Source organism: Halalkalibacter wakoensis JCM 9140 (genome assembly GCF_000513095.1).
Classification (GTDB): Bacteria; Bacillota; Bacilli; order Bacillales; family Bacillaceae_D; genus Halalkalibacter; species Halalkalibacter wakoensis.
Genome location: NZ_BAUT01000164.1, coordinates 1 through 1,309 on the forward strand (window position 1 = coordinate 1; position 1,309 = coordinate 1,309).

A 1,309-nucleotide genomic window follows, 5' to 3' on the forward strand; every position below is an offset into this window, starting at 1 on the left:
AAAAATATCAACCTACCACTGTAAAATGATCATAGTTTCATACTGACAGTGGAGGTTAGCAAAGGTGGATAAGTGGGAAATGTACATGGAAATAAAGCAATTATTAAAGCAAGGATTTAGTCAGACAAAGATAGCTGAGAAATTAGGGATCTCTCGAACAACTGTTTACCGGCATTTAAAGAAGTCTCCTTCGGAGATGGCAGAGTGGGTAGATTCACTTCAATGTAAAAAGAAAAAATTGGATGCATATAAAGAACTGATTTTATCTTGGTTGAGGATGCATCCGGATATGTCATCAGCACAAATTTATGATTGGCTACTAGAGAAATATAAAGATCTAACCATTGGAGAAAGTACAGTGAGAACATATGTGAAAGCACTAAGAGAAGAATACAATATAAAAAAGGAAACATCCCCTCGAATGTATGAGGCATTCCTGATCCTCCGATGGGAGAACAAATGCAAGTTGATTTTGGTCATACTAAACAAAAAACTGTTGATAATAAGGAAGTGAAACTTAACTTTATAGCTTTTGTCTTATCACATTCTAGACAAAAGTATAAAGAGTGGTTGGATAGACCTTTTACAACACAAGATGTTATACGAGCCCATGAGAATGCGTTTAAATGGTTTGTTGGAATGACCAATGAGATCGTTTATGACCAAGATAGTTTAATTGTAGTTAGTGAAAATGGTGGAGATCTAATTTTAACAAAAGAATTTCAGCAGTATAGAGAATCGAGAGGAATAAACCTTCGGGTTTGTAGAAAAGCCGATCCAGAGAGTAAAGGAAGAATAGAAAATGTAGTTGGATTTATCAAACAAAACTATGCCAAACATAGAGTGTTCCATAACATCGACTCTTGGAATGAGCAAGGATGGGAATGGCTGAATAGAACGGGTAATTATAAAGTACACAATACAACAAAAAAGAGACCGTTTGAAGTGTTCCTCCTCGAAAAGCAACACTTGAAACCAGTCTCTAAAAATATAGATATTCTAAATAACTATGAGACAAGTATAGCAAGATGTGTTCATAAGGACAATACTATTCGTTACCAATCTAACCGGTACTCTCTTCCACTTGGTACTTATAACAAATTTGAAAAAGTATGTATCAAAGAAACGGAAACTAAGAAATTAATCATTTATATAGCCGAGACCGGCGAAATCATTGCAGAGCATTCAATTCCCGAAGAAAGGTCTTTTAATAAAAGATAGGAAGCACAGTAGAGATCGTACAAAGGGAGTCGAAGCATTTATTAATACAGTAGCTGAGAGATTTGAAGATAAAGAACTAGCCTATAAA

At 34.9% G+C, this 1,309-nt stretch carries 2 protein-coding genes; both read left to right on the plus strand.

Going from position 1 to position 1,309, the window contains the following annotated elements:
* The first annotated feature begins 64 nt into the window (after positions 1-64).
* Positions 65-514, plus strand: a complete 450-nt coding sequence (locus tag JCM9140_RS24785; protein ID WP_235715441.1) for an HTH domain-containing protein — start codon at positions 65-67, stop codon at positions 512-514.
* Positions 460-1,221 carry a DDE-type integrase/transposase/recombinase gene (locus tag JCM9140_RS24790; RefSeq protein WP_235715442.1) on the plus strand — a complete coding sequence of 254 codons (762 nt, stop codon included), beginning with the start codon at positions 460-462 and terminating at the stop codon, positions 1,219-1,221. Before JCM9140_RS24785 ends, JCM9140_RS24790 begins: the two co-directional genes overlap by 55 nt.
* Positions 1,222-1,309 lie beyond the last annotated feature (88 nt).

Bases quoted from the DNA above. Each gene is read 5' to 3' on its own strand.
- JCM9140_RS24790 (WP_235715442.1), top strand. From the start codon at position 460: ATGCAAGTTGATTTTGGTCATACTAAACAAAAAACTGTTGATAATAAG.